The sequence below is a fragment of the Tianxiuia mixotrophica genome (assembly GCF_050596425.1).
Lineage (GTDB): Bacteria > Bacillota > Clostridia > Peptostreptococcales > Acidaminobacteraceae.
The window spans coordinates 2,113,696-2,138,298 of the sequence record NZ_CP192292.1 but is presented as its reverse complement, the minus strand read 5'-3'; the positions used below and the strand labels follow the sequence as shown (position 1 = coordinate 2,138,298).

The window sequence follows — 24,603 nt, the reverse complement described above, 5'->3', positions numbered from 1 at the left end:
GTGCCAGCTCACACACTCGAGCGACACCAATTATCAGTTTTATTGCAAGGTTGATTTATGCCTTGACCTAACTATAATAACATAGGTCCAGATCAAATTTAATACATCTGTGATTTATTTGTGCACTTAAGATGTTATACTACAAATACAGCCAAAGGAGGTAAGACATGAAAAAAATAATAGCAATTGCTTTGGTTCTCTTGGCACTGCTTGGTGCCTACGTGCTCTACCAGAACCATAATATTAATCCAAGCCAGGTGACTCAGATTAATATATACGAAGAAAATGAAAAAACACCAGTACACTCCTATTTTCAGACTGATACTGAGGCCATAGAAAAAATCACTGAAATTTTTAATAATCTTAAGGGGTCATCTGCCTCGTCAACAGATTTGAATACAGTGACTGATAATTATGTTCTTGATATCATCACTGAAGACGGTGATGTATACAGCTATGACCTATCCATTAACCTCGATGGAATGAAACTTGATGTATATGATAATAAATCCCAACAATTCCTTTATCCATCATATGATCAAATCAAGAGTCTTCTCAGCACGGAAGGCTTCTACGGACTCTATGAAACAAATGCACCAAGGGCAGAACTAACCTACAGCACTATGACTATTCCGGCTCAGGTTTCTAATTCACAGTGGGTCTATACTTTAGCGGATGGCAGTGAAATGGACAAGTCAATTCAAAATGCTGTGAACCCTGCAAATGCTTCCATCATGCTTAATCCGGATTTTCCTATTTCAATATATACGGAGAAGGTCCCTCAGCAGTTATCCCTAAAAGTTTTCTCCGGTCAGGATCTTATTAGGGAAGAAATAATTGAGCAAGACCAGTTTATGCCCTCCTTATTCGACGGACAGCTTCGGTATGAAGTTAAATGCACATGGGGCAAGTCCAATGATTTAGCACCATTTGGCACGTCCACACTGACATTTTACGGGAACATGGACATTGAGCCTGAACTAAAAATGGATAAATCCAAAGCGACCGCTGGCGATGTGGTTGTTCTAGAAATATTTAATGTCAATGAAGGTCAAACACCAAAAATTAACCAGACCCTCTCAAAAGACCTTAAAATTTGGAAGGCTGATGACCGTTACTTTGCCTTTTTGGCTATGAACTACTGGGCAAAACCTGGTGAATACAATCTTGAACTTGAGGTCACTGGGACCGACAAAACTTATAAAAAATCCTACCCTCTTGTTATCGAATCAAAGGCGTTCAACAAACAATATTTGACTGTAGACAAGAAAGTCGAAGCCAACACCCGAAATGATGCCGCTTACGAAGAGTATGCCAAGTATTTTACGCCTGTTCGTGACACGTCTGTTGGTGAAAAACTCTGGGAAGGCCCTTTTATTAAACCTGTAGAGGGACGCATCAGTACAGAATTTGGAGAAATGCGCTATGTCAATGGCGCCCTAACTTCTTACAGACACTCAGGTATTGATATTGCTGCACCTGCTGACACGCAAATTGTTGCACCCAACCATGGCGTGGTTGTCCTTTCACAGAATCTAATTCTCACAGGGGAAACCATCGTGATTGATCATGGGTATGGCATATTTAGTGTATACTTCCACATGAATAGACGTGATGTCAGTCTTGATGAATCCGTTTCAAAGGGACAAGCGATTGGCACGGTGGGTTCCACTGGTTTTTCAACAGGTCCCCACTTACACTGGACGATGTCCCACTATAAAACGAACTTAAGCCCTTGGCTCTTTATGGAACGAGAACTTATTGATTTCGAATAATTTGCTTATTAACCGCCTAATATTGGGATGTAAAAATCTCATTAGGCGGTTTTCTATGCTTAAGGTCCTTGGTATATATGGACACAAAAAAAATCCTAGGACTGTCAAACAGGCGCTTCCCAGGATTCATCATGTATCGAAGGTTCAAAAAACCACGACTTTATTTAAATCATACTTTTACACTTCATTATAAATATATACCTTCAGAGACGCTTTAAAGCTTAATAAAGTTATCCACCCAATGGACCGGCATATGATCATCCATATTCTTGCCGTAATAGACATGCCTTAAAATGCCATCTTCATCGATGAGAAAATCAGCTGGAATTCTATTCTGATCCCCTTCACGTTTGCCCATTCGGTTGCCAGAGTTGATGCTTTTTAGAAACCGAAAAGCGCTCCCGACGCCGACAAACCAAGCCCTCAGACCACTGTCAACACCATATACTTTATAAAAGCGCTGTGCCGCATCAGAAATGACTGTTACAGGCACTTTCTGGTCTAGATCATTTTCCATAATTGAATCACTTGGTGACTGAAAAACGGCAACAAGTTTTATGTTGTCATCGTCTCCAAACGTATCCACAAGTTCTGTAAATCGCAATTGGCAAAACGGACAACCGGCATAACGATAAAAGGACAAAAGAACTTTCTGACCTTTTAAAGCACTCAGTTGAAACGGCGTATTGAGATAATCATGATATATGATATCAGGTGCCTTCATACCACTTTTCAACTTCATACACCCACCTCCAATATAGGGCTCCATAAAAATATACCCCCAATGAAAGCCGTTGAATCAATTTGTACGTATATCGGCATTTCTAGTCTCTGATTTTTTATCCATGAAAAAGCTCCGACCTATGGTCACGGCTGGTACAAGCCATAAATAATAGGCATAGGGGCCGTATTCTATAGCTGTAATACCTGTAATGGACTTAAAGAAAATGGCATTAACATTCCAAGGGATCAGTGCGACGACAAGAATACCCGTGTCTAGTATGACCCTTGCTAAGTCAGAAGGTTCCAAATTCATGTCTTCAAACTTGTTCTTAAAATATGATCCCGTCAAAAGGGCTGTTAAACTTTGATTGCACGTGAGAATGGTCACAATCACACATGTGTAGATTGTTTTCCGTACAAGTTTCCCCTGCGTTTCTGACTGACCTATCCACCGGTCCAGCAAGGGCTGGATCATATCGGTGCCTTCCAATATGCCATTGATACCTGCTGAAAACAAAATGGCAAGCACGACAGAATGCATCGATAGGATCCCTCCACCCTGTATAAGTGATTGGAGCTGGCCTGCTTCAGAAACATATCCGAAAATATAATGTTCCATAAGACCTGCCATAGAAACGCCCTCTGTAAACAGGGCAATCAATAAGCTGATTCCTGTGGCTATGCCCAGTGACTTTATAATGCCCAGCCTAAAAATCAAAATGGCTCCCAGCAAAGCGCCTAAGGGCAGTAAGACAATTGGATGCAGGCTGTAATTGATGGCAATGGCCTCTGTTAATTTGTTTAGCGCCAAGCCCGCTTCCTCTCCTACCTTGAAGTGCATACCAATAAATGTGTAGACAACCCCAACTATAAGAAGTGGCAGGACATTTGACTTTATAAGTTTTCTCAGCACCTTCGGCAGGTTCGTGCCCACAGCTGCTGTGGCCAAGTTCCCACCGCTGGCAAGTGGTGACATCCTATCCCCAACATAGGCTCCAGAGGCAATGGCCCCTACCATAAGACCCGATGGAATACCAATGCCTTGCCCGACAGCTAAAAAAACAACACCAATCGTACTTAGGGTCCCTATTGCTGATCCGATCATAAGGGACATGGCCATGCAAATTAGAAATGCTGTTAATATCAAGTTGAAATCTGCCAAATATTTAAACCCAAAATATATTAAAGAAGGGATTGTGCCAATCTGCATCCAAAGAGCTACAAGCCCGCCAATTAGAAGCATCATTCCAGCAACATAATCCACGTCTCGCATTTTTTTTAAAATCATACCAAGAACAATTCCAGGATGATACCCTCTATAAATAGATAGACCTGCCATATAAACCATTGTCGAGAAAATCCCCAAATAGATTGGCAATTCAAATAGTATGACAGCGGTTATGGAGCCAATTAGTACCAACATAGATGATATGGTATATGACATTTTGAACGCCTTCATGAATGTAACCCCCATTGTTTCTACTGTGTGTGAATGTCCTCCGGTCAGCTTCATTCTACACGACATTTAAGGCATTGTCATGAGGTTTTATACACCAGTTCAATTGTGTTCGTTTCAATATATTCCTTAAAGTAAACGCTTTTGCAAATGGTGAGCAGTACAATTAAATACAGACCTGTTCCAGCACCTATTAAATAAATTGGGTGAACCCGATTGAGCAAAAATCCAGAAAGAAGCATGGCAGCAGGCATAGCGAGCCGTGATGCCATTGTCATGACACTAAAGACACGTCCCCTCACTTGGCTTGGAATAAGCGTTTGCAGCAATGACATGAGGGGAATGTCAATAAAGGCAATCGCTGTTCCAATACTGGCTAAAAAGATCGTGATTATAATGGCCGTTGCATAGACTCCAATAAAAGGCTGCATGACTGTTGTTATGGCAATAGCGAGCATGCCTGCCCAAATGGCCCATGTTCCAATCTGATAGACCCGTCCCCTATTATCAACACCCCTTGCATTGATAATAAGCGTTCCAAGTAAATAGCCTGACGGAAAACCTGCGTTAACGACCCCCACCCATTCGGGATCAAGATGAAACACATTGTTCATTAAATAGGGCATGGGCAGACTCAGTGACATGGTCAGGCAAAAATTTATGCTTATGGAAAAACTCATTAGGGCTATGCTGACCTTATTGTTTTTCAAGTACCTCATCCCACCGCCCAAGGCTTCCATGAACTTTTCTTTTTGCACTTCAATATCTTCTAAGTTAAAGTGCAATAGACTTTCTGACAAACCTGATAGTATAAATGAAACACCGTTTATAAAGACAAATACTTTAAAAGTAACTAGGGCGTATACAACACCTCCAAGTATTGGACCAGCAATAGATGTGAAGGAATGTATACCATAACTGATGGCATTGATTTTCTCCAGCGCGCCCTCCGTATCAACAAGACCAGGCTTTGCAGCTTCAATGGCCACATCAAAGAATGTGTTGCAGGCTGTTAGGGCAATCATGCTCAAGTAAATTTCAATCACACTAATGCCTCTGCCCATAGTAAGACCCAATAGGATAAGTAAAACACCTCCACTTATTAAGTCGGTTATGACGACAATCAACTTTCTGCTCATCCAATCGGCAACCACCCCTGCAAAGGGAGCCAGTATAACACGTGGGAGAGTCCCCATAATTAGGGTTATAGCAAACTGGCTTCCTGAACCTGTAAGCTTTAAAACATATAAACCCACAGCAAATTGATACATATATGTCCCTAAAAGGGATACCAAGCGTCCAAGTGCAAATATTTTTATATTGTATTTTTTCATACTCTACCGCCTCCTAGAGTAAGCTTATCAAGTGCAGGTCACTGGAGGTCAATGCCATAAAAAGAGATTATTCGCCTTTTTTTCTTTGAAACATGGAGTATACCCCATGTTTTAAGATGATGTGACAAGACCTGAAATTCCACATAAAAAATCCGTTTAAGTGACGCCATCCAGCGCGCTCCTAAACGGATTTTATCTTTTATACTGCTGTGTTTTATTCCCGAATTGCATAAAAGCAGTAGGTCCATGTTGATTTTACGACATCCACATAACTTTCATGGGGACCACCTTCTGATGTTTTGTCAGTTTCGGTTTCATACTTTATGTCAAAACCCAAATTTTGAATGGCTTCCTTAATCGGTTCCTTTTGAAACAAATAGTGGTGGGTCTGGGGGATTTCTCTCCCATCAATGCCGTCAGCCATAATGTATAAACCATACAATCTTGCAGTTTTCTTAAAGACAGGACATATTTCTTTGAGCAGAAAATCAGGAGAATCGAAAGCCCTGTTTGATGAACCGCTCATATCCATAACAACATCAACAGACTTTTCTTTTAATGGGATCTTTAAAAAATCACAAGCCACCAGGACCAAATTGAAGTGGATGTCACTTTTCGAAAAATATTCTCGCATTTTGATGAGCCTGTTCATATTGTGATCTACCGCTATGTAAGTGGCCCCTTTGGGGATGTAGTCAAGGGTTTGACCAAGTGCATATCCTGAACCGACACCTGGTTCAAGAATAACTTCAGGTTTGGTCCACCCTTCTGCAACCGAAGCCATCCATTTTCCGGCTATGTATATTTTCTCAATGTAACCAGAAGCTGTAGATTCAAAATACTCCACACGCATATCTTTCTCATCAGGATAGTTAAGGTCTTCATAAACTGGATCAATTTTTAAAATACCCTTTTCAATGGGATAAACCTGACCACACTGACATGATAAACAGCCCTTTATAATCTTATTATCTTCCACTATTCCTTCTTTAAAGAAGAGGTCATTTTTGCATTTTGGACAACTTAGCAGATCAAGAACCTGAATGGGAAGCCCAATCACACTTTTGCTTTCAGCCTCAGAAATATCCATATTGTATAAGGTTTTCTCTACCAGTTCCTTAGCAGATTCCAAGCGTTTGATCTCCTGCTTGATCCGCGTGTAATTTTCCTCAAAATACTGCTTGTAATGATTTTTCTCTTCCAGACTGTGGATGCGGGACAAGGCACTGAAATGGAATATGTTTTTTATTTCATTCAGTGTAAACCCCATCTGTTTGAAGGACAAGACTTGATCTAAGCTTTTCTGACATGTGTTTGTGAAATTGTATTGTCCTCCCTTTTTTACGGGCACAATCAAACCAAGCTCCATATAATAGCGAATGGTTTCCACAGAAATATCATTTTTCTTAGCAAATGTTCCAATTCTCATGGTTTCACCATCTTATCTTACTTTTCCTCTAAGCCAAATGTGTTTTTAAGGCTTCCAATCCCTTCGATGCGACACTCGATTTCATCACCTGGTTTTAAAAACTTAAACGGCTTAAATCCCAGTCCCACACCTGCTGGAGTGCCCGTTATAATTATATCTCCTTTTCTTAAGTACATGCCTTTTGAGAGATCTTCTATAACGGTTGGAATATCAAAAATGAGTTGGTCGGTATTAGAATCTTGCCTCATTTCCCCATTGATTAAGCACTGAATATCCAGTGCCACCGGAAAAGGTATTTGGGACTTATGTACAATGACTGGTCCCATTGGGCAATAGGTTTCTAGGCTTTTACCCTTAAACCACTGACCATGTTTTCTTTGAATGTTTCGAGCTGATATGTCATTCACGATTGTGTATCCAAATATATGATTTTCAGCATTTTCTTTAGAAATATTAATGCCGTCTTTCCCTATAATGACAGCCAGTTCAACTTCATAGTCTACCTTGTCTGTCAGTTCTGGAAATGCCATAATGTTGTCTTCGTGACCGATAGCAGGGTTGGCAATTTTGGCAAAGTAGATTGGAAACTTTGGCAAATCGTCTGAACCACCAGGTAAACCCTTGGTTTCCTTTGCGTGATCCATATAATTCTTACCAAGACAAAATATATGCCGCTTGGGATGCTCTATTGGCGCCAGAATCTTAACAGAACTTAGAGACACCCCTTCACTCTTACCTTCGCCTTCTTTTATGACTTCAAACAACTTATCTAGATCTGTTTCACTCATTTGGTTAATAAAATCATTCATGTCTTTTATGCCCACCTTGCCCATAGACTCCAAAAATGAGGCAAGTGGTACAATTGTTTCATGGTCTTTTAAAAAACCGAGTTCTTTTTCTTCGCTTCTTTTGTAATAAATAAACTTCATATGACCTCCTAATAATGGCTATTTTACATATAGTATAGCAGATTGAACCCTCACGGCACATATTACTTTAAGAATTTTCACTCATTTTTAAAATAGATATTGATTATTTATACAGAAGCTGATATAATCCTTTTAAGAATTTTTATACATTTTAATGCATATTTATAGGAGGTTTTATGAAGGCTTACTTGTTACTCGAAAATGGTTTGAAAATTGAAGGTGATCTTTTTGGCAAAAATGAGAATGTTCTTGGCACTTTAACCTTGTCTGGCGAAAATCTAGTATTAAAAACCCTTTCAGGACAAAGCCACTGCGTACTAACCCAGGGGTCTGCTTCTGTAAAAACGGGTGAATCTGCATTTTTCGCAAAAGACGCATCTTGTCTAAAGGCCTGCATCAAATCTGGACAATCTCAACTCGCAAAACTTGTCCTCGATACCCTCGATGTTGAATACCATCTTTATGACTTAAAAACATTTATTCCTGGCACTGTGAAAGTAACCAGTGACAGTGCTAAAAAGGCTGCCGCTTAATGGGACGGGCTCATTTAATACAAAGGCCTATACAAATGAACGACTTGTTAAATATCATTAAGAGTCCTCGTCATACCCTATATAGATATTTATAGAACAAAAATTCTATATAGGGTATGACGAGGACCTAGGTCCGTAATTTTGCAAGCGCCTAAAATAAAAAATAAAAGCGATCCCCCAAATCAGTGGTGGATCGCTTTTTAATGCTGTTTTTGATGAAGGCGCTTAACCCAGCTTCTATAATCTTAAAGGTCAACTTCCATAAGACCAAGACTATGTGCCTTGCCACCCACCCATACTTCTTGAATGTCTTGACCATCAACAAATAACTTAGCCGATATTTCTGATGGACTCCCCATTTCTACACCTTGGATGAACTTCATATCCGTCTCATTGACCGCACCATGTTTCCATAAATAAGATGCCAGTGCCCCTGATGAAGTGCCCGTAGCAGACTCTTCTGGTATGTCAAATAAGGGAGCAAAGTTCCTGCATGCTGCTGTAAACCCTTCTGGGGCATCCAGTGTAAAAACATGGTAGCCACTCACATCATATTTTTTGCTAATTTCCTTTATTCTTGAAAAGTCGGCCTTAATCCCCTTCAAGTGAGCCATTGATTTAAGAGGAATGAATATATCTCTAAGCCCTGTCGAAACCACCTGAATCATAAGGTCTTCTGCCTTGGCATCCAGGCTGAGTCCAAGACTTCTCAGGATCTCTTCACCATCTGGTTTTTCGTAAAACTCAGGCTGAGTCTGTTCCATAGTCACAAGACCAGCTTCTCCCAAATCAAGCTTCAAAAGTCCAGCCTTGGTCTCTTGAATGATTTGTCCACGTTCCACTTTCCCCTGCATAAGCATGGTTGAAAATGTTGCTATTGTTGCATGACCACATAAGTCGACTTCACAAGCCGGTGTAAAAAAACGCACTTTGAAGTCTGCGGTTTCCGAAGGCATCACAAAGGCTGTTTCAGAATATCCAACCTCTTTGGCTATGGCTTGCATATTTTCTTCCGTGAGTGATGATGCATCCATTACAACCCCTGCTGGATTTCCACCTTGACCTTCTTTGCTAAAGGCACTCACTTTTTCAACCTTTATCATTATATATCCTCCCTGTATCAATTCCCCTGATTGTGTCAATTGATGTTCAATCATTTCTATTCAATGGTCCTTTAATCAATAATAATCGATGACCGTCCATCCTCGTTTTCATAGATGGTTCGAGCCACTTTTTCAGGTGATCTCAGTCGGCTTTTGTCAGTTATATGATTGGAATTGTTCCAAAATGGTGTGTCCATCCCGCCCATATAAACAGCTGTGATGTCAATTTCTTCATTTTCCCATTCCACTTGCAAACTTTCGGTGAAACCTCTAACCGCAAACTTTGTTGCACAGTATACGGATTCTTCATTCTTACCTCTTAGTCCAGCTGTTGATATTATATTAATAACGCGTTCACGAATCAGCGCTTTAAAGGCCTGTACCATATACACCGTACCAAGGAAGTTGACCTTGGTCATGACTTGTATGGATTCATAATCAAGATGTTCCAGTCTTCCAAAATGCCCCACTCCAGCACAGTTAATGAGTCTATCAATCTGACCATGATCTTTTTTCACCTGTTCCTGCAAAGTTTTCACCGCTTGCGGATCACTAATGTCGCATTTATAAACCCGTACAGCAGACACTTCAAGCAAGTTCAAGATGTTTACAGCCTGTTCTAGTTTATCGGTGGATCTACCAACAAGTATGATCTGGTAACCATTCTTACCGTAGACCTTAGCCAGCTCCAAACCTAAACCACTGCTTCCACCGGTAATCAAGATTTTCTTCATTTTAGCACCTCTCAAATTCTAAATATTGAATGTATATGAAAAGAATAAATCTTTCCACACAGCGAGTTGCGCCTTCATTGCTCTTTCACTACAACTTTGACAACTGCGTAATTGCTTTGCACAAAAGAAAAGTGGACTGATATGTATCAGTCCACTTCCAAATTTCATTTTATATGGACTAAGTCCATTATACAGTATGATTAGGCATTTAGACCAGCCATGTTCAGTAGGTTCCATGGTTTATTGTAATGAGGCTGGAAGAAGAAGTCTACAAAAGCCAATTCCTCTACTGTCATTTCATTCTGAATCACCACTGAAAGGGTGTTAATCGTTTGTGTCATGTCAGCTAGAGAGTGAATTTGACCACCAAGGACACGACGTGTTGCCTTATCATAAACCAGCTTCAACTGGACTTCATCGTATGTTGGCATAAATTCTGGTCTGTGGTTGTCTGTAACTGTCACAGTCTCAATTTCAATGCCTTGATCTTTAGCACTTTGCTCTGTTAAACCAGTTGATGCAATATTGTGTTCATAAATTTTAATGCCTGATGTGCCTTGTGTGCCCATATATTTAACTTTTGGACCCTTTAGGTTCTTAGCCACAAGTGTACCCATTCTAACAGCATTGGTTGCCAAAGGAATATATCCTGGCTTGCCTGTTGGGTTGTAGCGAATGGCACAACTGTCACCTGCTGCAAAGACATTTTCATCACTTGTTCTCATGTATTCATCAACAATAATGGCGCCGTTGTCCATCATATCAATTTGGCCTTTAAGAAGGTCTGTATTTGGTCTGAAGCCAATGCACATGATAACAAGGTCTGCATCGTGCTGGCCATTTGTCGTATAGACCTTTTTCACTTTGCCATCTTGCCCTTCGAACTTTTCAACACACTCACCGAGTGCTAATTTAATGCCCTTGTCTGCCATTGTTTTCTCAGCCTTATCTGTAAACTCCTTGTCCAGATACTTGCTTAGAATTCTGTCTTGTGCATCAACAAGTGTGACGTTTTTGCCATGCTCCTGGAAGGCTTCAACAAGTTCAACCCCAATGTAGCCTGCACCAACAACAACAATATTTTGCGCATCCTTTGCACGTTCAATAATTGTATTTGAGTGGTCCCAGTTTTTAGAAAGTAGAATATTGTCCAGTTCATAGCCTTCAATTTTAGGCTGAATTGGCCATGAACCTGTTGTTACTATGAGCTTATCAAATGAATCTGTGAAGGTTTCATTTGAATCCATATTTTTTACTTTAATTGTTTGTGCTTTCACATCAACATCGAGTACATCGTGACGCATTCTAGTTGTTACACCTTTTTCTGCAAGCTGTTCTGGTGAGCTGTAGAATAATCCCTTAGGATCCTTTACAACCCCACCCACATAGAGGGCAATACCACATGACAAGAATGAAATGTTATCGTTTCTTTCATAAACTGTAATTTCTGCTTCAGGATATAAACCTGCGATATTTAGGATTGCTGCTGTTCCCGCATGTGTACAACCAATAACTGCGATTTTCATAATTTTTTCCTCCCTTTAATACTAAGCCATTACTTCCTGTTTTCATTGTTTTCATTTTTAAGATTCATTTTCATTTTTAATTTAATATCAGCTTCGTACCTCTGTTAGATCTCTAAGAAGACAATTGCTCCACTGGATTTGTTCCACCTGACACATTTTGTAGAACTTCTAACAAAGTTCGTTTGTTAATTACTTAACGTTGCCTTTCGACATGTTTATTCTAGCACATCTTTTGATGTGATTCCATTCTATTTTTGTAATTGTTACAATAATAAAGGATCTTTTTAGTATACTTTAATAAAGTAAAGCATTTTCAAGATTTTGATTAATATATACTCGTTAAGTATACTTTAAATATTCATAGGTTTTATGGTCTTTCCTTGCCCACATTCAATTGTCAAAATTTCATTTCATCCAACCGTCTAAATTGAAAACGGGTCTATGCCTAAGGGTCTCCAAGATACTGTTTGATGCTATAAAAAAATCGACAGCAAGTGAATTGTATCACTTGCTGTCGTTAAATGACTTCATACTTTTTTTACAAATTAACCTTTATCAATCTGGTCTTCGTATAGTACCCTGCACTTTCAAGAGTCTTCTTAGAATTGTGGTTATAGAACCAACAACCAGCTATAGGTGTATATTGTTCTGACTTTAACATTTCAATAAGACTTATAATTGTGCTTCTTCCAAAGCCTTTTTCCCGGTGGGCATCTAAAACAAACATGCCCGTACTACCAACCTTCTTATATAACTTACTTTTTTCAATGATGCCAAATGAAACCACTTCTTCTTTATAGTAACCTATATAGAGTTCCTTATCTTCAATTTGCTTGTCCACATCGTCAAAAAAATCTCCTGAGTCCTTCTTAATCATTGCTTTGTCCTTGTCTGTGGCAAGTTTTAATTGAAAATCATCTCCTACCTTATCAGGGCTATAAGTCTGGTCTGACAAAGTGAAGAAATAGGCCTGTGTTTCTACACTTTTAGGTCGGTCAAGGGCATGAGACAAGAATATCTCGTCAGACGAACAAACGTAGGCATGGGTGACTTGTTCCCCTCGTCTGGCTATTTCAAAGAGGTCTTGTCCAAACCTTCTAAACTTGTCGCACACATAAAAATGTGAGAGCAGATGGCTGTCTTTTACCGCGAATGTGCCTGCAATCTCTCCTTGATACTCTATTTTATAGAACCTGGACTTAAGAATACACGACTCTAGGAATGAATCCATTAATGAGCGCTGCTGGTCAAGGCTCAAAACAAGGTAACTCTCAATATCCTTAAAAGAAACTTCTTTCACTTTAAATTTCATGTACATCCCCCTTTTTATTTATAAAACAAGGGTAACACAATATCTATATACATTCAACTTTTTTAAACGATAAACTTAATTAACCAAACACAAAGCGCCCCTTGACCGTAAACAGAACAAGGGGCACTTTGTCATAGATTTGACTAGAGTATTAACGAGTTCTAAGTGTTCAGGCCCTACACCTAAACACACACTCTTCTATATTATTGAAGCATAACAATGGATTTTACTTTTCCTGTGCCAGCTTTTCAATAAGCATTTCCTTAGCCATTCGCGGATTGGCTTGTCCTTTTGTCGCCTTCATAATCTGGCCCATTAAGAATCCAATAGATTCTGGACGACCAGAATGATAGTCTTCTACAGCCTTAGCCTGATCTTTTAAAACTTGAGTGAGAATATCATCTAGGGCATCAGCGCTGTTGTTTTGGCGCAGTCCCATCCTTTCAATCAAATCAATCGGGTCTTCATCGTGCTTAACAAGAGCCTCAAAAACCTCTTTTGCCGCTGTGACACTAACAGTGCCTTCGTCAACGAGCTCGATAAGTTTTGCCAAGTGCCCTGGTTTAACAGGAATGTCTTGACTCCCTAGAGCCTTAACCAGTCTTAATCCTTCCACCACAACCCAGTTTGAAGCTTTTTTTGGTGATGCGCCGTACTCGACAACTTTCTCAAAATAATCCGCAATATATTTTTCAGAAATGAGGACTTCAACTTCTTGTGAAGTCAATTCATAGACATCGTGAAAACGTAGTCGCTTTTCATCTGGCAACTCAGGAAGGGAATGATGGGCCGCTTCAATTTGAGATTTCTCAAGAATAATTGGTGGCAAATCTGGTTCTGGGAAAAATCTATAATCATGGGCATCTTCTTTTGTACGCATGGTCATGGTTCTTCCTTTTGCAGCATCCCACTTTCTCGTTTCCTGCTTTATTTTATGACTCTCGCCGAATCTTCTTAAGTCCGACTGGCGTTTATATTCTTTTTGCAGGGCCTTTCCAACTTCTTTAAAACTGTTCAAGTTTTTAATTTCCACCTTAGTGTTCAGTACATTTTCACCATGATCTCGTATGGAAATATTCGCGTCACAGCGAAGGGAACCTTGCTCCATCCGGCAATCGGAGATTTCGGAATACTGAAGAATGGACTTTAGGGTTTTAAGAAAAGCCACAGCTTCTTCAGCGCTTCGAATATCAGGCTCTGAAACAATTTCTATCAGGGCAACGCCTGATCTATTATAATCCACCAGTGAAACGCCATCATCTGTATGGATCATCTTCCCTGGGTCTTCTTCAATATGAATTCTTGTAATGCCCACAGTTTTCTCTTGCCCATCAAGATCAAACTTGATCTGACCTTTTTCACATATAGGCATGTCATACTGTGAAATCTGATAAGCCTTTGGCAAATCAGGATAAAAGTAGTTTTTTCTATCTGTCTTGTTGGTCATGCTGATGTCACAATCCATTGCAATTCCGGCCTTTATAGCCAGCTTTACCACATCTTCATTTAGAACGGGGAGTGTACCAGGCATGCCCATACATATGGGACATACATTTGTATTGGGAGCAGCTCCAAATGTTGTCGGACACCCGCAGAATATTTTAGATTCTGTATCGAGCTCAACGTGAATTTCTAGACCTATAACCGCTTCATAGCTCATTATGCTCCCTCCCTTTCGTAGGCTGTCTTACAAAGCCCAAGCTTTGATTCTAAATCATAAGCTATTCGTAAAATAGTAGATTCTTCAAGTTTTTTTCCAATGAGTTGCATGCCTATCGGTAGGCCCGCTTGACTCATACCACACGGCATAGCAAGGGCTGGCAAGCCCGCCATGTTGATATTAACCGTATAAATGTCCGCCATATACATGGCCAATGGGTCATCTGATTTCTCTCCTATATTAAATGGGAGAACTGGAGATGCGGGACTTAAAACAGCGTCATAGTCTTCAAACACCTTGTCAAAAGCAGCTTCCATTGTTTTCCGGTACTGCATGGCTTTTTTATAGTATGCATCATAGTAGCCACTGGAAAGGGCATAAGTTCCTATCATAATTCGGCGCTTAACCTCTTCACCAAAGCCTTCTGAACGCGACTTAATCATAAGTTCATCCACTGTGTCATAGTCTTGTGTGCGATAACCATAGCGAATGCCATCAAATCTTGCCAAGTTTGAACTCGCCTCCGCACTGGCTACAACATAATAGGCTGATAGGGCCGCATCTTCAAGAGGCAGACTAACATAGTCAACTGTAACACCAAGAGCTTCTAATGCTTTGGCTGCCTGTAAAATACTTGCCTTAATTTCAGGGTCCAGTCCTTCACCAAAGTATTCTTTTGGAATAGCGACTTTTAACCCCTTAGCTCCCGATTTTACGAGTTCAATAAAATCTTTTTCCAAAGAGCTATGAAGACTGGTTCCATCGTAACGATCCATGCCGGCAACAGCTTCAAAAGCAGTGGCTACCTCCTCAACACTTGGTGCGATAGGTCCAATTTGATCAAGTGATGACCCATAAGCTATGAGGCCATATCTTGACACACGGCCATAGGTTGGCTTAAGACCAACAGCCCCGCAAAAGGCTGCTGGCTGACGGATTGAGCCTCCAGTGTCAGAACCAAAACTAATTGGAACCATGCCCGCAGCAACCGATGCAGCTGCACCACCCGATGAACCTCCTGGAACCTTGCTTAAGTCCCATGGATTTTTTGTCTTCTTATAATAGGAGTTTTCTGTGGAAGATCCCATTGCAAATTCATCCATATTTGTCTTTCCAACAATAACCGCACCTGCAAGCCTAAGCTTTTTTACAACAGTGGCATCATATGGTGGAAAAAAATCTTCAAGCATTTTGGACCCACATGTAGCTGGTACGCCTTTAAGACAGATATTGTCTTTTATAGCGACTGGAATACCATCTAGTGGCCCCAAAGACTGTCCCACCTCACGCCTTTTATCTGAAGCTTTTGCATCTTCAAGGGCACTTTCCTTTGTCAAACTTAAAAATGCCCCTATGCTTTCATCTGCATCTTCTATTCTTTTATAAACAGCTTCCAGAAGTTCTACAGAAGTGAACCGCCCCTCTGTGAGTCCTGATTGCATATCTTTAATTCTTAGTCCCTTGAGCTCCATAACTGCCTCCTTAATCGACAACTTTTGGTATTTCGATATATCCATCACGCATTGTCTTGGCATTTCTTGTAAGTGCCTCAATATCTTCAAACCTATGGACATCATCTGACCGCAGCACCGATTTTTTTCCTTCAAGGTCATTGATATCAACATCCTCTAATTTGACATCTGCAAGATTATGAAAATGATCCATAATTTTTATAAAGTCTTCTTTAAAGGCTTCGTGCTTGTCTTCATCTATTTCCAGCTTGGATAGCTTGGCTATATACTTAACCGTTTCTTTCGTAAATTCCATATTGTCCTCCTTATGGTGTGACCCTGTTCAAATCTCTTGGAAGAATTGTTGCATGCCTAATGTTGTCAAGGCCTAGAATCATCATGGTGATTCTTTCAAGACCGATGGCAAAGCCACCATGTGGAGGCATGCCATATCTAAAACTTTCAATATAAAAATCAATGGCTTTTGGATCTATACCAGCGTCTTCAAAGCTTTTCACCAACATTTCGTAGTCATGGATACGTTGACCGCCCGTTGTGATTTCAAGGCCCTTGAATATAAGGTCAAAGCTCTTTGTCATACCCTCATGGTCCTCGTCCGGCATTGTGTAGGCTGGTCTTTTTGCCGCAGGATATTTTGTTAGGAATACAAAGTCAGATCCGTATTCTTCTTTTATGAATTTAGCTAGTATTTTTTCTCCATCTGCATCTATGTTGCCTTTTGGAGACGGATGTCCGAACTCTTCAAGTAAGAGATCTCTAGCTTCTTCAAGTGGCATACGTGGAATCTTATCGATCTTTGGCAGGTCCACTTTAAGAAGTTCAAGTTCAGCCTGACATGATTTTTCAAGATGACTCAAAATGAACTTTAAAAGATCTTCTTCTAATTCCATGAGATCATATTCGTCGTCTATAAAGCCCATTTCAACATCTAAACTGACGTACTCATTGAGGTGTCTCCATGTGCTGTGGAGTTCTGCCCTATAAGCGTGCCCAATTTCAAAGACTCTTTCAAAGCCCGCTCCAACCATCATTTGCTTGTAAAACTGTGGACTTTGAGCCAAGAATGTCCTCTTTCCAAAATAGTCCACTGTGAAGACCTCTGATCCACCCTCCGTTTCACTGGCAATGATCTTAGGTGTGTGAATTTCAGCAAAGGACTGGCTTCTTAAAAACTGACGAAAGCCTTCTACAATTTCTGCTTGAACTGTGAAAATTGCACGTCTGTCTGCACGACGCATGGATAAATGTCTGTGATCTAGTTGCTTCTCAAGTGTTGCATCAATATCCCTGCCGTTAATCGCAAAAGGCAGTAGATCGTAATGCGCCTTACCTAGAACCTTCAAGTCCTTTACGACAACTTCAACCCCCATCGGTGCTTTGGGGTTCTTGCCAACAAGGCCCGATACTTCTACTGTGGTTTCGTGGGCAATAGCTTCAAGCATTTCGCCTTCATCGATAACCAGTTGAACAAGACCAGATTTATCTCTTAATATAACAAAGGCAAACCCCTTCATTTTTCTTATTTTATGAATCCAACCCTTTACTGTAACGCTCTCATCTGCCATGTCTTTCAAGTCTTTTACAAATAGCTTTTTCATCATTTTGCCTCCTCAAATCATCTCTTATTGATACCGCACTTGATTGACATTCGAATTGAGATCGACAAGTTCTTTATTTGAACACAAAAAAACCTTTCGTCTCAGTGAAGGAGAATATTCTCCTACACTGGGACGAAAGGTTATATTTACACTTCCGCGGTGCCACCCAAATTGGCTGTTAAGCCCACTTTATCAGTACGGAGACGGCTTAATCTGTCTCGATACCTACCAAGATCTAACGGTTTGGTTCCGTCCAAGTCTACTTATACGTCCAGCTTCAAATGATAAAGCCTTTGTACTTTCGGTTGGAAGCTCAGAGATGTTCTTCACGATTTTATCCAGCGCTAGACTCTCACCATCTCTAGCTCGCTCATGCTTTCTTAAAAGCGTTACTCTTCTCATCGTTGCCTTTCGAATGTTTATTCAAGATTTGACTCTATGTTAGTCCATATAAAATATTCTGTCAACACATTTTTCAATATTCTTTTTACAAAAGTTACGATTATGACATATTTTAAAGAGAATTTTCACAGCTACGAACAGCTTACAACCATTCATTTCACTTATTTTCGTAATTAGAGATGAACTTTTTTCTATTTTTAAAAATTTTTTTCTCGCTGGAAGCTTCCAACTCTCATTGGATCATTTTGAAAATCGTTTTCCCCTTTTATGAATATTCATTACACCATATGCATCAATAGTCACCAAATGACATTGTCCCCATTCTCTCAAATATCATCATGCTCTTTTTATTATTTTCAAACATCACCCCTGGTTCTTTGCCTTAATATATGCTCTCACCTCTTAATCAATCCAGGTCATCAATAAGCTTCATTTGATTTCTCAATGTCAGTTGAATTTCTTGAATATCCAGCGGCTTAAAAATGTAGTCCACCCCACCTAAACGCATGGCCCTATGCATTTCATGACGTTCCTCCATAGAGGCTAGAAAGACAATAGGCACTTTGCCTCTTGTGTCCAACTCACTGAGTTTTGCTATAAAATCAAAAGCTCGACCTTCTTTTAAGATCACATCAAGAACAATAAGTTTTACATTCTGAGTTTCCAGAGCTTTAAAGGCCTCTGTAAAAGATGTGGCCACATGAATATCCCACGCATGGCCCAGTGCTTCTTTGAAAACATCTATGTTCATTGGATTGTCGTCAACAATCAATATTTTCTCCATTTTACTTCCCCCCCTGGATTTGTCACCTTCTTTAAACATTCATACCCTTACGACATATAAAATCCCACTCAAGAGCCTTCTCTTTATAAACCAAGATATATCCAACTATCTCTATGGTGATATTGCACAGCTTCTGCTTTAATTCAATTCTATGGGGTAAAAATATTGTGGTCAGACCAGGAGGGATACTATGACAAGAAATAAAAAAAGCACAGAACAAGTTCTTCTCAAGGAACTTGAAGCACGAATACTTACAGGACAAATGAGTCCAGGGGACTTTTTACCTTCAGAGAGAAACTTGGCTGATGAGCTAAAGATCAGCAGACCAGTGGTTCACAATATTCTTATTCGTCTTGAGGAACGCGGTCTCATTAACATTATACCCAGACAGGGTGCTCGGGTGATTGATTATAAAAAGTATGCTCCCCTTTCACTTATTAATGGCCTAGTGGACTGTTATGGTCGCGAAATCAGTCATTCCAATCGGGATGCTATTATAAATTTATTAAAAGGGCATACGGATATGATTATTGCTGATATTTCAAGGTCTGAGTATAAGGCCAAACTTGAACTGGTTAAAGATGCACTGGCTGAAGCCATGCGTGAAAAGGATAAGTGCTTAAAGGCCGAGGCCTTCGTAAACCTTTATAAAACTTTGGCCCAGGCCGCTGTTAATCCTTTTTATCTGGCATTTGTCAACTCTTGTGAGAAAGCCCTGCGTGATATAGGTGTTGAACTGGTTGAACGGGATTCGGCTTACCATACACTTCTTAGGCTCTTTACCAGCCTGCTTCATCAGCTTAAAACAAACAAGGAAGAAACCGCCTATGCACTTAATGAAACTATATTTCAACTCATTTTTGATATTTGGCAGTAAAGTCACTTATATAGAAATGCCCATCTTTATTAGAGCGTCTAGGCTCTTAAGATGGGCATTTGATTTTACATTATACTGTTTTTGCTTTTTCAATCAATTCATCCGGCATAAAGCCTTTAAATTGAGCCTTGTATAATTTTGTATAAAGTCTATTGTTTTTAAGAAGCACATCATGACTTCCCTTTTCCTCAATGCCTTTATCCGTGAGAACAACTATTTCATCTGCTCCACGAATGGTTGAAAGTCTATGGGCAATCACAATGGTTGTCCTGTCTTTAGAAAGTTCATCCAGAGCCTCTTGAATCTTTATTTCTGTCTCATTATCTAGGGCTGACGTGGCTTCATCAAGAATAAGGATGGACGGATTTTTCAGAAAGACTCTGGCAATAGAAATTCGCTGTTTTTGTCCGCCTGAAAGCATTACACCTTTCTCCCCAACTTGGGAATCATACCCTTCAGGAAGGTTCACTATAAAGTCATGAATCCGAGCCTTCTTCGCCGCACTGATTATTTCTTCATCAGTGGCCCCAATTCTTCCGTAGGCAATATTGTCACGAATGGTCCCCGTAAAAAGAAAGACCTGCTGCTGAACGATCCCAATATGTCTTCTCAAATTTGATAGTTTAAAGGTGCGGATGTCATGACCGTCTATTGTGATAGCGCCCTTTGAAACATCATAGAATCTTGGGAGCAGATGACTGAGCGTCGTCTTGCCTCCCCCGGAAGGTCCAACAAGGGCAAGGGTCTTGCCCGACTCTATCTTGAGGTTCATATTCTGAAGAACCTTGGTGTCATCATTTTCGTACTGGAATGTGACATTTTCAAATGCAATATTGCCATCTATAATATCAAAAGCCACAGCTTTTTCATCGTCCTCTATATCAGGTCTTGTATCCATGATTTCAAGGAAACGATCAAAGCCTGTCATACTTCTTTGGTATTCTTCTACGAATGTCACCAGGCGTCTTACTGGATTCATAAAGAAATTGACCAGGAGCATAAATGCAAGAAGGGATCCCACATCCATCTGTTCCTGTATAACCAAATAGCCTCCATATGTAAGAACCGTGGTGTTTAAAAGGCCGATCATAAAATTTATACCTGTTACAAAATCCGCAATGGCCTTAAAAGCAACTTTCATACTGTCTCTGTAACTCGTGTTGCCTTCATCAAATTTCTTCTTTTCAAAATTTTCATTGGCAAAGGCCTTTACCACACGTATACCCGCCAAGCTGTTTTCCAAGTTGCCATTGATTTCGGCAATCCGCTTTCTAAGTTCTGCAAACGCAGAGGACATACCCATTCTTTTCTTTATGGCAAATGTCAGCATAATAGGAATAAAAACCACTACAACCAGTGCCAATTTCCATTCGTATGACATCATGATTCCAACAGCACCTATAAACATTACCAGAGATATAAACAAATCCTCTGGACCATGGTGGGCAAATTCAGAAAGTCTTTCTAAGTCATTGACGATCCGTGACATAATCTGTCCCGTCTGGTTCTTATCGAAAAATGAGTGCGGCAAGGTTTGAATGTGATTAAAAATATCTTTTCTTAAATCATACTCGATCCGTGATCCCATCACATGACCCCAGTAGTTTATAAAGTAGCCGAAGCCTGCTTGAAGAATATAAACCACAACAAGGGCAACTCCAATTTGCACGACCTTGTCAAGACGGCCCTCGACGATAACATCATTAACCATTGTCTTCGACAGAACTGGTAGTATCAAATCCAGTGATGATAATGCAAAAGCGCAGAATAAGTCAATTGCAAATAATGTTTTATGAGGCCTGTAGTATTTAGTAAAACGTTTAATCTTTTGAAAATCCATAGTCATTCCTCCCTCATAATAAATAAAATTATTTCGTGTACCAAAATAATAATACGCCCTCCTCTATTCTGGGTCAAGATTTAGTAGAGGATTGTAATGAGACTGAAACATTAAAATAAATTGAACGAATACGTGTTTGACTATTACTTTCAGACTCTGTCTTTATTTTTTATAAAACCCTATGATGGCTGATTTTCCGGGTATATAGCTAAAAAGGAGGTGCATGTATGTTTAATAAAATAATAGTTCCTGTGGATGGTTCTGAAACCTGCTTCAAAATATACAAGTTGGTACAGGATTTCTATAACACCTATAATGCTGTTTCCGTCCTCGTCAACGTGGACGAAACCAACCTCATACAGAATTACGTGTCTTATCCAGCGCCTGGACTTACTATACAAGTTGATGGGGCACAACGCTCAGCAAAAATACTCGAAGAGGCCTGCAAGAATCTTGATATTCCAGACACCCACTTAAAGCTCGTAAGTAGAAGTGGCGATCCGGCAAGCACCATAATCGAGGTGGCTGAGGAAGAAAATGCTGATATGATTATAATATGCACCCATGGTCTTGGAGCTATGAAACGTTTTCTACTTGGAAGTGTCACAGACAAGGTTGTGCATCATGCCAAGGTTCCAGTGCTGATTATGAGAGATTGTCATATTGAAGATGAAGTGGAATAATCAAAAGCCTGGAAGGGATCATACCCTTTCCAGGCTTTCTCTTACTCATCCAGCAAAAATAAATGCTGTCCATTGTCTTTTAACCACTTGCGTTTGATCTTGTAATCGGGCAAGTGGTTTTCAACCAAAGCCCAAAAGTCTTTTGAATGGTCCATATGGTAGAAATGACATAACTCATGAACGACAACATATTCTAATATGTCATCAGGTGCCATGGAAAGTCTCCAGTTAAAGTTTAAATTCCCCTTGGAACTGCATGAACCCCACCGCCTTTTCTGGTCTTTAATCTTTATGCGATTTGGCTGTATTCCAAGCCTCTTGGTCCATATATTCACACAATGCTCTATGCGCAGACGGGTATTATTTGTGTAAAAGTCCCTTAGCATTTCCTTAATGACATTTTCATTGTCTTTCCATGTCTCTATAATATTCACATAAAGTATGTCTTCACATCTATATATGGGATAGGGACTGCCACTCTGTCCGATTTTTAGTGTTAGCCAATCCCCTGACTCTAAAACCTTCATTCCGTCTTCAATTTTAGTCTTCAAAGGTCGCTTCTCTAATACCAGCTTCCGTTTGTTTTCAATCCAGGATCTTTTGGACTCTATAACATCCTTAATCCATTCTCGACTTGAGTTTTTAGGCGCCAAAACCCTCACTTGACCATCTGGTTTGATTTGAATTTCCAGTGTTTTTCTATTTCTATATTCAATGCTAATGCCTTTAAAAGCCTCTTTTATCACTGTGTGTCCTCTACTTCCCGTTCCCAATCATAGTTTGCTCATTTCATATTAAAAATTGAAAATATCAAATTGTCTTTACAATAAATATAGGGCTTGCTGTCACTTACTGCCCTCAACCATATAATAAATCATTCAAATGAATAATTCATGCACATTTACTGATTCATTAGATTTTCCCTTTTATAATGAGTATAATAATTAGTGAGACGAATGAAAAGGAGGAAATTTAATGAATGAAAATGTAAAATGGGTTATTGACACCAAGGTGAAACGAACTATGGACGCCCTTAACAAAAACAATATGGGGGCCTATTACGTTAAAAATGAGGAAGACCTTCATAAACTTCTTTCAGAACTCATTCCCCGTCAACAGACGGTGTCCTTTGGTGGCGCGATGACACTCTTTGAAACCAATACTCTAGACTGGTTACGAAAACAAGACTACAACCTTCTTGACCGATACAAAGATGGGCTATCCCCACAGGACATCAAACAAATCTATCGTGATGCCTTCAGCGCTGATACACACCTAACGAGCACGAATGCCATCACAGAAAATGGCGAACTATATAATGTGGATGGACGAGGCAACCGTGTGGCGGCAATGATTTATGGCCCTGACCAAGTGATTGTGATCACTGGAACCAATAAAATTGTTAAAGATCATGATGAAGCTGTTGAAAGAAATCGCCGAATGGCAGCTCCTGCAAACGTTAAGCGCCTTGACCGCAAAACGCCTTGTGCTAAGGTTGGTTACTGCATGGACTGCAACAGTCCAGACCGAATCTGCAATGCCTTTGTGACAATCAGCAAACAATTAGATAAAGACCGTATTAAGGTCATCTTTGTTGAAGGGGACTATGGCTATTAAACGAATATTGAATGTACACATACCACTATCCATAATGGATGGTTTCTAGTGAAAACATTTCTTTCGGCACGACCCTAGAATTGAAGTGAATCAAAAAAGATGGCAACAATGCTGTCTGGATGTCTGGCGTTCAAAATAGAACAATTCCCCTTCCAGACCATTTGGTCTATGAGAGATAATGGAATCAGTAGATTTTTGTAAACTATCTACATGAAGAAAATCAACCCCCGTGTTTTATTCTCAGTTTCTTATGGTATATATCAAATACATACAATTGATATTGATTTTCAACAACCATATATAGTTATGTAAGGAGGATATTCATGGCAAATACGAATTTATTCAATCAGAGATGCTTTGCCTGCTCTATTGATACACCCCCTCTTGAGGCAGACAGCATACAAGACCTTATTAAGGAGCTTGAAGCTGGTTGGAAGGTTATAGACAATGAACGAATTGAACGTCAGTTCCGATTCAAGGATTTTAAGGGTGCCTTAGAGTTTGTTAACTTTGTAGGTGAAGTTGCTGAAGAAGAAGGTCACCATCCCGATATAGAATTGGGCTGGGGCAAAGTCAAAATCAGCCTTATGACACATAAAATTAAAGGGCTTAGCAAAAACGACTTTATTTTGGCCTCTAAGATTGACCAGATTCCAAAGCAAAAAACCCTAATGAGCTACATGCCCTAAGGTCTGATTTAGAAAAAAACGCCTTCAAAGGGAGGTTTTCCCCCTTTTGAAGGCGTTTATTCTTGGGCCTTTATTCTTGGGCTTTTGCCCCTTATTGTTTATAGACCACAAAGCAAATGGGATTTTA

Annotated in this window: 22 protein-coding genes and 1 other annotated feature; of the genes, 6 read left to right on the top strand and 16 right to left on the bottom strand. The window is 39.9% G+C overall.

Features of this window, described 5'->3' with window-relative positions; translation table 11 throughout:
• Positions 1-167: 167 nt before the first annotated feature.
• The gene (locus ACQ4KW_RS09270; protein ID WP_430886247.1) at positions 168-1,775 is read left to right on the top strand and encodes a M23 family metallopeptidase; all 1,608 of its coding nucleotides are present in this window, start codon (positions 168-170) and stop codon (positions 1,773-1,775) included.
• A 214-nt stretch (positions 1,776-1,989) separates the two neighbouring features.
• On the opposite strand, the gene ACQ4KW_RS09265 is transcribed toward ACQ4KW_RS09270, so the two are convergent.
• The 5 genes from ACQ4KW_RS09265 to ACQ4KW_RS09245 all read right to left on the bottom strand — a co-directional run bounded on the left by ACQ4KW_RS09265 (position 1,990) and on the right by ACQ4KW_RS09245 (position 7,646).
• The gene (locus tag ACQ4KW_RS09265; RefSeq protein ID WP_430886246.1) at positions 1,990-2,517 is read right to left on the bottom strand and encodes a redoxin family protein; all 528 of its coding nucleotides are present in this window, start codon (positions 2,515-2,517) and stop codon (positions 1,990-1,992) included.
• Between the two features lie 57 nt (positions 2,518-2,574).
• Positions 2,575-3,921, bottom strand: a complete 1,347-nt coding sequence (locus ACQ4KW_RS09260; protein WP_430886245.1) for a Na+/H+ antiporter NhaC family protein — start codon at positions 3,919-3,921, stop codon at positions 2,575-2,577.
• A gap of 113 nt (positions 3,922-4,034) precedes the next feature.
• A complete protein-coding gene (locus ACQ4KW_RS09255; protein WP_430886244.1) occupies positions 4,035-5,288 on the bottom strand; it encodes an MFS transporter in 1,254 nt (417 codons plus the stop codon).
• A gap of 214 nt (positions 5,289-5,502) precedes the next feature.
• Positions 5,503-6,717: a MerR family transcriptional regulator gene (locus ACQ4KW_RS09250; RefSeq protein ID WP_430886243.1), complete on the bottom strand. Its 1,215-nt coding sequence runs from the start codon at positions 6,715-6,717 to the stop codon at positions 5,503-5,505.
• Between the two features lie 17 nt (positions 6,718-6,734).
• Positions 6,735-7,646: a fumarylacetoacetate hydrolase family protein gene (locus ACQ4KW_RS09245; protein WP_430886242.1), complete on the bottom strand. Its 912-nt coding sequence runs from the start codon at positions 7,644-7,646 to the stop codon at positions 6,735-6,737.
• 176 nt (positions 7,647-7,822) lie between these two features.
• On the opposite strand from ACQ4KW_RS09245, the gene ACQ4KW_RS09240 reads away from it, so the two are divergent.
• Positions 7,823-8,179: a hypothetical protein gene (locus ACQ4KW_RS09240; RefSeq protein WP_430886241.1), complete on the top strand. Its 357-nt coding sequence runs from the start codon at positions 7,823-7,825 to the stop codon at positions 8,177-8,179.
• Positions 8,180-8,424: 245 nt separating this feature from the next.
• On the opposite strand, the gene ACQ4KW_RS09235 is transcribed toward ACQ4KW_RS09240, so the two are convergent.
• The 9 genes from ACQ4KW_RS09235 to ACQ4KW_RS09195 form a co-directional block, all read right to left on the bottom strand.
• Positions 8,425-9,282 (bottom strand): PhzF family phenazine biosynthesis protein, encoded by an 858-nt coding sequence (locus tag ACQ4KW_RS09235; RefSeq protein ID WP_430886240.1) that lies wholly within the window; start codon positions 9,280-9,282, stop codon positions 8,425-8,427.
• 71 nt (positions 9,283-9,353) lie between these two features.
• Positions 9,354-10,016: an SDR family NAD(P)-dependent oxidoreductase gene (locus tag ACQ4KW_RS09230; RefSeq protein WP_430886239.1), complete on the bottom strand. Its 663-nt coding sequence runs from the start codon at positions 10,014-10,016 to the stop codon at positions 9,354-9,356.
• A 200-nt stretch (positions 10,017-10,216) separates the two neighbouring features.
• Positions 10,217-11,542 (bottom strand): FAD-dependent oxidoreductase, encoded by a 1,326-nt coding sequence (locus tag ACQ4KW_RS09225; RefSeq protein WP_430886238.1) that lies wholly within the window; start codon positions 11,540-11,542, stop codon positions 10,217-10,219.
• A gap of 538 nt (positions 11,543-12,080) precedes the next feature.
• Entirely contained in the window at positions 12,081-12,854 is a 774-nt protein-coding gene (locus ACQ4KW_RS09220) for a hypothetical protein (protein ID WP_430886237.1), read from the bottom strand.
• 226 nt (positions 12,855-13,080) lie between these two features.
• Positions 13,081-14,514 carry an Asp-tRNA(Asn)/Glu-tRNA(Gln) amidotransferase subunit GatB gene (gatB, locus tag ACQ4KW_RS09215; RefSeq protein WP_430886236.1) on the bottom strand — a complete coding sequence of 478 codons (1,434 nt, stop codon included), beginning with the start codon at positions 14,512-14,514 and terminating at the stop codon, positions 13,081-13,083.
• Positions 14,514-15,986: an Asp-tRNA(Asn)/Glu-tRNA(Gln) amidotransferase subunit GatA gene (gene gatA, locus ACQ4KW_RS09210; RefSeq protein ID WP_430886235.1), complete on the bottom strand. Its 1,473-nt coding sequence runs from the start codon at positions 15,984-15,986 to the stop codon at positions 14,514-14,516. Before gatA ends, gatB begins: the two co-directional genes overlap by 1 nt.
• 10 nt (positions 15,987-15,996) lie before the next feature.
• Positions 15,997-16,281, bottom strand: a complete 285-nt coding sequence (gene gatC / locus ACQ4KW_RS09205) for an Asp-tRNA(Asn)/Glu-tRNA(Gln) amidotransferase subunit GatC (protein WP_430886234.1) — start codon at positions 16,279-16,281, stop codon at positions 15,997-15,999.
• A 10-nt stretch (positions 16,282-16,291) separates the two neighbouring features.
• Positions 16,292-17,584: an aspartate--tRNA(Asn) ligase gene (aspS, locus tag ACQ4KW_RS09200; protein WP_430886558.1), complete on the bottom strand. Its 1,293-nt coding sequence runs from the start codon at positions 17,582-17,584 to the stop codon at positions 16,292-16,294.
• Between the two features lie 125 nt (positions 17,585-17,709).
• Positions 17,710-17,998, bottom strand: a binding site (T-box leader).
• Between the two features lie 394 nt (positions 17,999-18,392).
• Positions 18,393-18,770, bottom strand: coding sequence for a response regulator (locus ACQ4KW_RS09195; RefSeq protein ID WP_430886233.1), 378 nt, complete (start codon positions 18,768-18,770; stop codon positions 18,393-18,395).
• 190 nt (positions 18,771-18,960) lie between these two features.
• Here ACQ4KW_RS09195 and ACQ4KW_RS09190 point away from each other — a divergent pair, with 190 nt between their 5' ends.
• Positions 18,961-19,647, top strand: a complete 687-nt coding sequence (locus ACQ4KW_RS09190) for a GntR family transcriptional regulator (RefSeq protein WP_430886232.1) — start codon at positions 18,961-18,963, stop codon at positions 19,645-19,647.
• 70 nt (positions 19,648-19,717) lie between these two features.
• Here the strand turns inward: ACQ4KW_RS09190 and ACQ4KW_RS09185 are convergent, their stop codons facing one another.
• Entirely contained in the window at positions 19,718-21,487 is a 1,770-nt protein-coding gene (locus ACQ4KW_RS09185) for an ABC transporter ATP-binding protein (protein ID WP_430886231.1), read from the bottom strand.
• Positions 21,488-21,714: 227 nt separating this feature from the next.
• Here ACQ4KW_RS09185 and ACQ4KW_RS09180 point away from each other — a divergent pair, with 227 nt between their 5' ends.
• Positions 21,715-22,170, top strand: coding sequence for a universal stress protein (locus tag ACQ4KW_RS09180; protein ID WP_430886230.1), 456 nt, complete (start codon positions 21,715-21,717; stop codon positions 22,168-22,170).
• 41 nt (positions 22,171-22,211) lie between these two features.
• Here the strand turns inward: ACQ4KW_RS09180 and ACQ4KW_RS09175 are convergent, their stop codons facing one another.
• Positions 22,212-22,916 carry a M48 family metallopeptidase gene (locus ACQ4KW_RS09175; RefSeq protein ID WP_430886229.1) on the bottom strand — a complete coding sequence of 235 codons (705 nt, stop codon included), beginning with the start codon at positions 22,914-22,916 and terminating at the stop codon, positions 22,212-22,214.
• A gap of 229 nt (positions 22,917-23,145) precedes the next feature.
• Here ACQ4KW_RS09175 and ACQ4KW_RS09170 point away from each other — a divergent pair, with 229 nt between their 5' ends.
• Together ACQ4KW_RS09170 and ACQ4KW_RS09165 are read left to right on the top strand one after the other, a co-directional pair.
• Positions 23,146-23,787 carry a lactate utilization protein gene (locus ACQ4KW_RS09170; protein ID WP_430886228.1) on the top strand — a complete coding sequence of 214 codons (642 nt, stop codon included), beginning with the start codon at positions 23,146-23,148 and terminating at the stop codon, positions 23,785-23,787.
• 323 nt (positions 23,788-24,110) lie between these two features.
• Positions 24,111-24,476 (top strand): 4a-hydroxytetrahydrobiopterin dehydratase, encoded by a 366-nt coding sequence (locus tag ACQ4KW_RS09165; RefSeq protein ID WP_430886227.1) that lies wholly within the window; start codon positions 24,111-24,113, stop codon positions 24,474-24,476.
• Positions 24,477-24,603: the final 127 nt, after the last annotated feature.

Coding starts and splice junctions, on each gene's coding strand:
- ACQ4KW_RS09165 (WP_430886227.1), top strand. CDS start 24,111: ATGGCAAATACGAATTTATTCAATCAGAGATGCTTTGCCTGCTCTATT.
- ACQ4KW_RS09230 (WP_430886239.1), bottom strand. CDS start 10,016: ATGAAGAAAATCTTGATTACCGGTGGAAGCAGTGGTTTAGGTTTGGAG.
- ACQ4KW_RS09240 (WP_430886241.1), top strand. CDS start 7,823: ATGAAGGCTTACTTGTTACTCGAAAATGGTTTGAAAATTGAAGGTGAT.
- gatB (WP_430886236.1), bottom strand. CDS start 14,514: ATGAGCTATGAAGCGGTTATAGGTCTAGAAATTCACGTTGAGCTCGAT.
- ACQ4KW_RS09255 (WP_430886244.1), bottom strand. CDS start 5,288: ATGAAAAAATACAATATAAAAATATTTGCACTTGGACGCTTGGTATCC.
- ACQ4KW_RS09180 (WP_430886230.1), top strand. CDS start 21,715: ATGTTTAATAAAATAATAGTTCCTGTGGATGGTTCTGAAACCTGCTTC.
- ACQ4KW_RS09265 (WP_430886246.1), bottom strand. CDS start 2,517: ATGAAGTTGAAAAGTGGTATGAAGGCACCTGATATCATATATCATGAT.
- ACQ4KW_RS09250 (WP_430886243.1), bottom strand. CDS start 6,717: ATGAGAATTGGAACATTTGCTAAGAAAAATGATATTTCTGTGGAAACC.
- ACQ4KW_RS09220 (WP_430886237.1), bottom strand. CDS start 12,854: ATGAAATTTAAAGTGAAAGAAGTTTCTTTTAAGGATATTGAGAGTTAC.
- ACQ4KW_RS09185 (WP_430886231.1), bottom strand. CDS start 21,487: ATGGATTTTCAAAAGATTAAACGTTTTACTAAATACTACAGGCCTCAT.
- ACQ4KW_RS09225 (WP_430886238.1), bottom strand. CDS start 11,542: ATGAAAATCGCAGTTATTGGTTGTACACATGCGGGAACAGCAGCAATC.
- ACQ4KW_RS09270 (WP_430886247.1), top strand. CDS start 168: ATGAAAAAAATAATAGCAATTGCTTTGGTTCTCTTGGCACTGCTTGGT.
- ACQ4KW_RS09235 (WP_430886240.1), bottom strand. CDS start 9,282: ATGATAAAGGTTGAAAAAGTGAGTGCCTTTAGCAAAGAAGGTCAAGGT.
- ACQ4KW_RS09190 (WP_430886232.1), top strand. CDS start 18,961: ATGACAAGAAATAAAAAAAGCACAGAACAAGTTCTTCTCAAGGAACTT.
- ACQ4KW_RS09195 (WP_430886233.1), bottom strand. CDS start 18,770: ATGGAGAAAATATTGATTGTTGACGACAATCCAATGAACATAGATGTT.
- ACQ4KW_RS09260 (WP_430886245.1), bottom strand. CDS start 3,921: ATGTTGGTACTAATTGGCTCCATAACCGCTGTCATACTATTTGAATTG.
- ACQ4KW_RS09170 (WP_430886228.1), top strand. CDS start 23,146: ATGAATGAAAATGTAAAATGGGTTATTGACACCAAGGTGAAACGAACT.
- aspS (WP_430886558.1), bottom strand. CDS start 17,584: ATGAAAAAGCTATTTGTAAAAGACTTGAAAGACATGGCAGATGAGAGC.
- gatC (WP_430886234.1), bottom strand. CDS start 16,281: ATGGAATTTACGAAAGAAACGGTTAAGTATATAGCCAAGCTATCCAAG.
- gatA (WP_430886235.1), bottom strand. CDS start 15,986: ATGGAGCTCAAGGGACTAAGAATTAAAGATATGCAATCAGGACTCACA.
- ACQ4KW_RS09245 (WP_430886242.1), bottom strand. CDS start 7,646: ATGAAGTTTATTTATTACAAAAGAAGCGAAGAAAAAGAACTCGGTTTT.